Origin of the sequence: Paracoccus sp. (in: a-proteobacteria), from assembly GCF_047973135.1 — a bacterium.
Taxonomy (GTDB): domain Bacteria; phylum Pseudomonadota; class Alphaproteobacteria; order Rhodobacterales; family Rhodobacteraceae; genus Paracoccus.
Genome location: NZ_JBKEBL010000067.1, coordinates 1 through 8,045 on the forward strand (window position 1 = coordinate 1; position 8,045 = coordinate 8,045).

10 protein-coding genes and 1 pseudogene are annotated in these 8,045 nt (G+C 60.3%); 6 read left to right on the plus strand and 5 right to left on the minus strand.

Annotation, left to right across the window (positions count from 1 at the left end):
* Positions 1-199 (plus strand): transposase (locus ACK5L9_RS05730; RefSeq protein ID WP_416910498.1); only part of this gene is annotated, 199 nt, incomplete at its 5' end.
* A 232-nt stretch (positions 200-431) separates the two neighbouring features.
* Here ACK5L9_RS05730 and ACK5L9_RS05735 read toward each other — a convergent pair.
* Positions 432-779, minus strand: a complete 348-nt coding sequence (locus ACK5L9_RS05735) for a DUF1801 domain-containing protein (protein WP_416910499.1) — start codon at positions 777-779, stop codon at positions 432-434.
* Between the two features lie 246 nt (positions 780-1,025).
* Here ACK5L9_RS05735 and ACK5L9_RS05740 point away from each other — a divergent pair, with 246 nt between their 5' ends.
* Both ACK5L9_RS05740 and ACK5L9_RS05745 read left to right on the plus strand, forming a co-directional pair.
* On the plus strand, positions 1,026-1,655 hold the full coding sequence (locus ACK5L9_RS05740) for a hypothetical protein (RefSeq protein WP_416910501.1): 630 nt from the start codon (positions 1,026-1,028) through the stop codon (positions 1,653-1,655).
* 383 nt (positions 1,656-2,038) lie between these two features.
* Entirely contained in the window at positions 2,039-2,671 is a 633-nt protein-coding gene (locus ACK5L9_RS05745) for a hypothetical protein (protein ID WP_416910502.1), read from the plus strand.
* Between the two features lie 69 nt (positions 2,672-2,740).
* Here ACK5L9_RS05745 and ACK5L9_RS05750 read toward each other — a convergent pair whose 3' ends face one another.
* The 4 genes and pseudogenes from ACK5L9_RS05750 to ACK5L9_RS05765 form a co-directional block, all read right to left on the minus strand.
* Positions 2,741-3,730, minus strand: coding sequence for a TRAP transporter substrate-binding protein (locus tag ACK5L9_RS05750; RefSeq protein ID WP_416910503.1), 990 nt, complete (start codon positions 3,728-3,730; stop codon positions 2,741-2,743).
* 55 nt (positions 3,731-3,785) lie between these two features.
* Positions 3,786-4,700 (minus strand): TRAP transporter large permease, encoded by a 915-nt coding sequence (locus ACK5L9_RS05755; RefSeq protein ID WP_416910508.1) that lies wholly within the window; start codon positions 4,698-4,700, stop codon positions 3,786-3,788.
* A 67-nt stretch (positions 4,701-4,767) separates the two neighbouring features.
* A pseudogene (locus tag ACK5L9_RS05760) lies at positions 4,768-5,112 on the minus strand (TRAP transporter large permease subunit); the annotation flags it as partial.
* A complete protein-coding gene (locus ACK5L9_RS05765) occupies positions 5,109-5,615 on the minus strand; it encodes a TRAP transporter small permease (RefSeq protein WP_416910504.1) in 507 nt (168 codons plus the stop codon). The pseudogene ACK5L9_RS05760 and the gene ACK5L9_RS05765, both read right to left, overlap by 4 nt.
* Positions 5,616-5,709: 94 nt before the next feature.
* Between ACK5L9_RS05765 and ACK5L9_RS05770 the strand changes: the two genes are divergently transcribed.
* From ACK5L9_RS05770 to ACK5L9_RS05780, 3 genes are all read left to right on the plus strand, one after another.
* Entirely contained in the window at positions 5,710-6,951 is a 1,242-nt protein-coding gene (locus tag ACK5L9_RS05770; RefSeq protein WP_416910505.1) for a LysR family transcriptional regulator, read from the plus strand.
* 99 nt (positions 6,952-7,050) lie between these two features.
* On the plus strand, positions 7,051-7,614 hold the full coding sequence (locus ACK5L9_RS05775; protein ID WP_416910506.1) for a methylenetetrahydrofolate reductase C-terminal domain-containing protein: 564 nt from the start codon (positions 7,051-7,053) through the stop codon (positions 7,612-7,614).
* Positions 7,615-7,624: 10 nt separating this feature from the next.
* Positions 7,625-8,045: methylenetetrahydrofolate reductase (locus tag ACK5L9_RS05780; RefSeq protein WP_416910507.1), on the plus strand; the 421-nt coding region annotated here is incomplete at its 3' end.

Here is an 8,045-nt window from a genome sequence, read left to right on the forward strand (position 1 = left end):
GAGGCTCCGCGCCGCCTGCCCCAAACGGTCCCCGTGGCGGTATGCGCAGTTCGACACGCTGCGCCTGTATCTGCTCAAGCTGGCCGCTACCATCGTCGAAAAGAAGACCCGGATCATCATCACCCTTCCGGCCTGCTGCCCGCGCAGGAAACTTCTCACCTTGCTGTTCCCAGCCCTCGAGCCACCGTGTCCGGCCTGAAGCGAAACGCCCCGCTCATCCAGAAACATCAACCTGCACAACCTCACATGACGTCAGCGGCCCGAAAAAACGGTCGCCGAAGTCCATTGTGTGGGTCAAACCGGAATGGGCGATGCCATGCCTACACGGTGCGATACCGCAGCTTCATGAATTATTGCGGTTAGGTTATGGCGCGCATCCGAAGCATGGCCATCCGGGAATGCCGGTTTTGCGGAACGAAGCCGCCGTTGCACTATGCAACCGCGTCTAACGCGATGGCCTGTTTGACCAGCTTACCCAGTTTGCCTCGATCTGCATCGGTCCCCAAGGGTAGTTTGACGTGCCGCATCTGGCCGCCGTTCCCTTCCAGAACTTCGTCTGGATCTGTCAGTGACGCGCCTTTCCCAAAGCCCAAAGAGACGTGGGATTTTGCTTTCTGAATATAACAGACCATTGAATTTCCATAGAAACACGGCTGCCCCCATTTGAATTCTTCACGAAGCTGCGCGCCCTGCGACAAGACGATGCTCCGCAGATCGACAGCCGTTTTCCGCTGCTCGTCTGTCAACTCTGAAAACCACTTCTCGATTGCTGGCAACATGCGACCTCCTGTTCTGAACGGAACATAGGGTGAAAGTAAGCCTGGCGAATTTTAGCAGGTAAATGAATGTCGAGGAAGGGCTCAGGGCTGCCGTTGGCGTTGACACAGGTCAGTCCGCAGGGCCGTTGGCATGAGCTTGTCAAAAAATGTTGTAATCCCGTGACATATGTGCACTTTTAAAGAAGCTGCGATCTAATTTCCCTTTGCCACCCCATTTTTGAATTGAAAACTATGGAAATTTACCCCATGAATCTGAAATCCGTTCTTCTCTCCCTGGCTCTTGGCGGGATCGCCTTGTTTCCCGCGCCCTCGCAGGCCGTCACCTATGGCGACACAATCACCTTCACCGCAGAGCTGGTGGAGAAAGTTTTCAACTGCGGTGAAACCTCTTACGATCCAGCCCCACCCTGTGTGGATACCGATCCCTTTTACAACGCCGTGACAAGCTCGCACGTGCCATATGGCCTGAATATTGGCGATGGTGTTACCGGAGAAATACGTCTCGATCCGGCTCAGACAGTCTGTACCATCGGCGGGAACAACTGCTTCTTTGGTGACTACTGGCTGTTCAGCCCGAATGATCCAACGGCGTTTGATCCAATGGCGTTGGATTTTAGTGACACACAATTCTTAAAGTCGTCGTATTTTCATCTTGCCGGCAGGTCCTATCAATACATGACCGATTATTTGTATCACCCTAATCGTAGCGATTATTTCTATTATGGTATCGCACGATTCGATCTTTCCGACATCGTCATTAACGGGACGCCGCTTCACGGCAATCCGCCCGCCGTTCCGCTGCCCGGCGGGTTGCCGCTTTTGCTGGGCGCGGTGGCCGTTGCCGGGCTTGGGCGCAGGGTCATGCAACGAAGCTGAGATACGGCCTGCACGGCGCGTTGCCGCCGCAGTCGGAAACCGATGACGAGGCGCGGGGCCAACCCGCGCCCGTTTTTGTCTGAAACGAACCGGGTCGAACCCTGCACCTATCCGAATCGTACCGCCGCCGGGGCGGAATCGTGTTTTACCTGAACAGTTCGCTGGCGGTTCTGATCGGGGTCGACACGCTGACATGCGAGGAACTGACCGAGGATCCGCGCGATTTCATCGCCATCCGGCGACATGCGGGCTTGCACTGTTTATCTGGGTTCCTCACAAAAAAATTTGCTATTATAAAATATATGTGCTCTTTTATATGAGGTTGCGATTTAATTTCCGTGGCCGCTCAAATAATTTTATTGAAAACTAAGGAAATTTACCCCATGATTCCGAAATCGGTCCTTTCTGCCCTGGCACTCGGCGCGATCGCCTTGTCCCCCTCGCCCTCGCAGGCCGTCACCTATGGCGACACAATCACCTTTGCCGCAGAGCTGGTTCAGAAAGTTTTCATCTGCGATGTTTACCCCTCCGATCCGCCCCCAGCACCCTGTGTGGACACCGATCCCTATTACAACGCCGTGACAAGCTCGCACGTGCCATATGGCCTGAATGTTGGCGATGTTGTTACCGGAGAAATACGGCTGGATCCGGCTCAGACAGTCTGTACCATGGGCGGGAAAAACTGCTTCTTTGGTTACTCCTGGCTGTTCAACCCATTGGATCCAGCGGCGTTGGATCCAATGGCGTTGGATTTTAGCGACTATTACTTCAACCCTGTGTCGTCTTTTCATCTTACCGGCAGGTCCTATAGATACAGGACCGATTATTTGTATCACCCTAATGTTGGTGGTCATTTCTATTATGGTATCGCACGGTTCGATCTTTCCGACATCGTCATTAACGGGACGCCGCTTCACGGCAATCCGCCCGCCGTTCCGCTGCCCGGCGGGTTGCCGCTTTTGCTGGGCGCGGTGGCGGTCGCCGGGCTTGGACGCAGGGTCATGCAACGAAGCTGAGATACGGCCTTCGCCGAGTAATGGCAAAGCGCGGGGTGGCCCACGTCCTTGCGACAGGGGCCACCCCGGCTAGTCTGCCTTCAGCGCCGCGACATAGCTTGACGCATCCACACCGCTGGCGTCCAGTTCCCCAATCACCTTATCCACGACCGGGGCCGAGGCGGCGTTGAAGCGGGCGGCTTCTTCCGGTGACAGGGTGATCATCTCTTTGCCGTCCATTGCAGCGAAATCGGCAAAGCCGCGCGCCGCGCCCTCGATCTGAACGCGATGGGCCGCCATTGAGGCGTTTCGCCCGGCCTCAAGGATCGCGGCCTGCTGTGCGTCGTCGAGATCGGCGAAACTGTCGCGGTTCATCAGCATGAAGAAACTTGAAATCGAGCTGTCCATCCCGGTGGTGATGTAGTCGGTCACTTCTGACAGCCGGAAGGAATAGGTGGTCGTGCCGTCGATAAAGGCCCCGTCGATCACGCCGGTCTGCATGGCGTTATAGATCTCGGGGGCGGGCATCGAGATCGGGGTGCCGCCCCAGGCCTCGATCACCAGCCCGGCATTGCGCGACGGCACCCGGATTTTCATGCCCTTCAGATCCTCCAGCGCCCGGACCGGCTTTCGGGCCATGAACAGCGCATTGGGATCGTTGGTCCACAGCCCGATCAGCGTGACGCGCCGGTATTCGCCCGCCAGCATGTCCAGATGGGCCAGCACATGCCTGGTCCCGGTCTCGGCTTCGATCACGCCGGGCAGTTCCGTCACCAGCGTGAGCGGGAAATTCGACGCCGTGTAACCCGGCAGGCCAAAGACGATATCGGCCACGCCATCGACGGCGCGGTTATACTGATCGGCCGGACCGGGGCCCAACTCGCCGCCGCCATACAGCCTGACAGTCACCGCGCCGCCGGTCGAGGCCGCAACCTCGTCCATGAAGGGCTTGTAGACGGCTTCGATATAGGGATGGGTCGCGGGCTGGAAATCGGCGAATTTCAGTTCTTTCGCCTGTGCCGCGCCGGTCAGGACCACGGCACCGGTCGCCATCGCGGCGGCAAGTTTCATCAGGGTCATTCGTCTCTCCGTTGCTATGCGCCGCGCCGGAGGGGCGCGGACCGTAGGGGCTGATTCAGCCGTCGAACATCGAATTGGGAATCCACAGGGCGATGCCGGGGATCATCACGATCAGCAGCAGCCCCAGGATCATCGCCAGAAGGAACGGGGTCACGCCTCGGAAAACCGTCGTCATCGACACGTTCTGCGCCACGCCCTTGACCACAAAGACATTCAGCCCGACCGGTGGCGTGATCATGCCCATCTCGATCACGATGACCGCAACCACGCCGAACCAGATCGGGTCAAAGCCCAGTTGCACGATCACCGGAAACACGATGGGAATGGTCACAACCAGCATGGACAACCCGTCAAGGAACATCCCCAGCACGACATAGGCCAGAATGATCGCCAGTAGGGTGCCGTATGGCCCAAGGCCCATACCGACCAGCGCATTGCCCAGGGATTCGGGAATATGCGTGACCGCAAGAAACGGGTTCAGCACATTCGCGCCGATCACGATCATGTACAGCATGGCCGATGTTCTGATCGTGTCCATGACCGCGTTTCCGAAACCAGGCGCATCTATTCTGCGGGTGCCAAAGGCCAGCAGGACCACCAGCCCGGCACCGATGGCCGATGCCTCGACCGGCGTGAACGCCCCGGCATAGATGCCCCCGATCGACACCACGATGACGCCGATCAGCGGCATGGACCGGCCCAAAAGCCGAAACTTCTGCGCCAGCGGCACCAATGGCCCGCGCGGACCGGCGGCAGGATCAAGGGTCGCGACAATCGCCACCGTGGCGATGAACAGCGCCATCAGCAGGATACCCGGCAGGATACCCGCCATGAACAGGCGGCCGATGGATTGTTCGGTCAGGATGGCATAGATCACGAACCCCGTCGAAGGCGGGATCAGAAACCCCAGCGTTCCGCCCGCCGCGACCGCGCCCGTGGCCAGCGAATCGCCATAGCCAAGGCGCTTCATCTCGGGCAAGGCGCTTCATCTCGGGCAAGGCGACCTTGCCGATAGTCACTGCCGTTGCGACCGACGACCCGGAAACAGCCGAAAACATCGCGCAACCGATCACCGAGGCCGAGGCCAGCCCGCCCCGGAACCGCCCGACCCAGGCAAAAGCCGCATCATACAGCCCGCGCGAAAACCCGGCATGGGACGAGACATTGCCCAGCAGAATGAACATCGGCACAACGATCAGCGAATAATTCGACACCGCGCCATAGCTTTCGGTCAGCAGGACCGCCCCGGCCGCGCGCGGGCCGTCAAGCAGATACAGGCCGCCATAGCCCACGGCCAGCATGGCAAAGGCGACCGGAGTGCGCAGGATCAGAAATCCGAACAGGCAGATGATGCCGATCACGCCAGCCATGGTCGGGGTCATCGTGCGCTCTCCTTCATGATTTGCAGCAGTTGCGCGATCAGCACCAGCACGCACAGCGCCATCCCCGCCGCGATCATCGCGTAGAACGGCCAGATCGGCACTTGCAGCATGTTGGTCGCGTCGCCGAACTCATGCGCGTCAAGCGCCTTGAGGATCGCCCGCCGGACCAGCACGATCAGCACCAGCGCGGCAATAGCGCGCGCCTGGATATCGCCCAGAAACCGGCCCAGACTGCCGATCTTTCCGTCCAGCACGTCCACCCTGACATGCGCCCCCTCGGCCGTGCACCAGGGCAGCGCCAGCATGACGATCCCGACCGAGGCAAGCTGCACGATCTCGTTCACGCCGACAATCGGCGCAGCAAAGATATAGCGCATGATGACCGACACGAAGATCAGCGCCAGCACCAGCAAAAGGCCGGTCCCGGCAATCACCGCCAGAACATGCGCCGCGCGGTCGATATGTGACAGACGCAGCGGATGGCGCTTGGGTCCGGTGGGCATAATGTGATCCTCCCTTTCACATCCTGCACAGTTAAACATGGCGGGAATTGATCACTTATTCCAACCTTGGTATTATGCATTACATAATTGTTATATGCCTGAGACCGGAACCGGAACAGTGCCAGCAAGCCGCGCCCCTGCGCACAACATTTTGGAAATAAGGGAAATTATCGCCATTGAGGCGGTGTCGCGCACGCGCAGCTTCAAACATGCGGCCGAGGCGATGAACACGTCGCAGCCGACTTTGTCACGGCTTGTCGCGGCGGCTGAACGGCGGCTTGGCTGCAACCTGTTCCGGCGCGGCTGGTCCGGCGCGGACACCACGCCCCAGGGCGATGTCGCGGTGCGGATGTGCAACCTGATCACCGCGATGATCGACGACGCGCAGGCCCGCCTGTTCTCTGATCCCCAGGCGGTGCCGATGCTCAGATACAACCTGCGCTCTTACCAGCTTCAGGTGATCGAAGCGATCTGCCGCGAGGGCAGCGTTACCCTTGCCGCCTCGCGGCTTGGCAAATCGCAACCCGACATCAGCCGCACTCTGAACGAATTTTCCAAGCGGTTTCGTCTGCGGCTGTTCCAGCGGACCGCGACCGGCATGACCATGCTGCCGCCCGCGCGTATTCTTGGCGATCTTGGCAGCAGCATTGCCTACAGGCTTGATACCCTGCCTGACCAGCTTCGAACGTTGGAGCGCGAATTTGTCGGTCGGGTCAGCGTCGGGATGCTGCCCTTTTCCGGCCAGGATCTGATTCTGCGCGCCTTTGCGCGGATCACCAATGCCCATCCGAATGTGCGGCTGGCCTGCGTTCCGGGCAGCTATAACAGCCTGATCGAGGCGCTGCGCCGCAACGAAATCGACCGGATCGTCGGCATCATGCGCGGCCCGCTGCGTCCCGCGGGGTTGGACGAGGAATTTCTGTATAACGAACGTTACGCCGTGATCGTTCATCAGGGCCATCCGTTGCTGGCCGGTACGCCGGACCGAAAGGCGCTGGCGGGAACCAACTGGATCGTCGCTCCGCATGGCACGCCCGTGCGCGCCTATTTTGAAACGGTCCTGTCCCGGATCGGCGTTACGCCACCCACCCAAACCTGCGAGCTGCTGTCCTTCGGCTCGGCCGAACAGATGCTGCTGGACAGCAATTCCGCCGCCATGCTGACCTATAGCACGCGCAAGCTGCGGCAGCTTCGTGGCGATCTGGCCGAGGTTCGCACCGGCTTTCCCGAAGAAATCGCCCCTATCGGGGTGACGCGCCTGAAATCCGCGCCTGCAGATCCGGCGTTGCAGGAATTCGACCAGATCCTGCGAGAGGTTGTGTCTCAACAGGCCTGATCCTGCATTATAACAATAACGAAACCCGCATTCGTCAAAGCGAATTATGCGCAGCCGCTCGGCACCCCTATCCTTGCCCTGCAAAAGCAAGGAGGTCGTATGTACCGCATTCGCTTGATGGCTGTCCGGCATTCACGGACCTTCGAATGGATCTATGCCCGACTGGAAAACGCCCTTGTCCGGCTGCATCCGCTTTTTGTCCGGATCGGCTATGACCGGCTTGAACGGCCCTTCGCGCTTGCCGAACGCGGTGTAAAGGGGCTGCTGTTCGATTGCCGGATGTGTGGCCAGTGCGTGCTGTCCTCGACCGGCATGTCCTGCCCGATGAACTGCCCAAAACAGTTGCGCAACGGCCCCTGCGGCGGCGTGCGCCCCGGCGGCTTTTGCGAGGTCAGGCCCGACATGCGCTGTGTCTGGGTGCTGGCGTGGGATGGCGCGTCGCGGATGCGCGGTGGCGAGCGGATCAATAATGTCCTGCCCCCCGTGGACCGCCGCCTTCAGGGCTCTTCGGCATGGCTGCGCGCCAGCCGCGAGCGGGCGCATCAGGACGACTTGTCGCCCGAACGGGAACGCACAGCGCTGGCGCAGGCTTTCCCTGCCGCCCGCAAGACCGAACCCGCCTCGGCCCCGCTGGCATCCGAGCCGCGCAAGGCCCGCCACTGAGGACCGAAAGATGAGCCTGTTCCACACCGATCCGAACGCCATCCGCCCCTATGCCCCTCCGCCCGAGGGCTGCAAATCGGGCAGCGCGCTTGAACTGGCGCTGCGCGCGGGGGAATTTGCGGTGACCTCTGAACTGAACCCGCCCGACAGTGCCGACCCCGCCGATGTCTTTGCCGCCGCCAAGCCGCTTGCCGATGCGACCGACGCGATCAACGCGACCGATGCGTCGGGCGCGAATTGCCATATGTCGTCGATCGGCATCTGTTCGCTGCTGACGCGCAAGGGGCTTGGGACGGTGTATCAGATTTCCTGCCGTGACAGGAACCGTATCGCGATTCAGGGCGATGTTCTGGGAGCGGCGGCCATGGGGGTGCGCAACGTGCTGTGCCTGACTGGCGACGATGTCGGAGCAGGCGATCAACCCGGAGCCC

Coding starts and splice junctions, on each gene's coding strand:
- ACK5L9_RS05735 (WP_416910499.1), bottom strand. CDS start 779: ATGTTGCCAGCAATCGAGAAGTGGTTTTCAGAGTTGACAGACGAGCAG.
- ACK5L9_RS05740 (WP_416910501.1), top strand. CDS start 1,026: ATGAATCTGAAATCCGTTCTTCTCTCCCTGGCTCTTGGCGGGATCGCC.
- ACK5L9_RS05745 (WP_416910502.1), top strand. CDS start 2,039: ATGATTCCGAAATCGGTCCTTTCTGCCCTGGCACTCGGCGCGATCGCC.
- ACK5L9_RS05750 (WP_416910503.1), bottom strand. CDS start 3,730: ATGACCCTGATGAAACTTGCCGCCGCGATGGCGACCGGTGCCGTGGTC.
- ACK5L9_RS05755 (WP_416910508.1), bottom strand. CDS start 4,700: ATGAAGCGCCTTGGCTATGGCGATTCGCTGGCCACGGGCGCGGTCGCG.
- ACK5L9_RS05765 (WP_416910504.1), bottom strand. CDS start 5,615: ATGCCCACCGGACCCAAGCGCCATCCGCTGCGTCTGTCACATATCGAC.
- ACK5L9_RS05770 (WP_416910505.1), top strand. CDS start 5,710: ATGCCTGAGACCGGAACCGGAACAGTGCCAGCAAGCCGCGCCCCTGCG.
- ACK5L9_RS05775 (WP_416910506.1), top strand. CDS start 7,051: ATGTACCGCATTCGCTTGATGGCTGTCCGGCATTCACGGACCTTCGAA.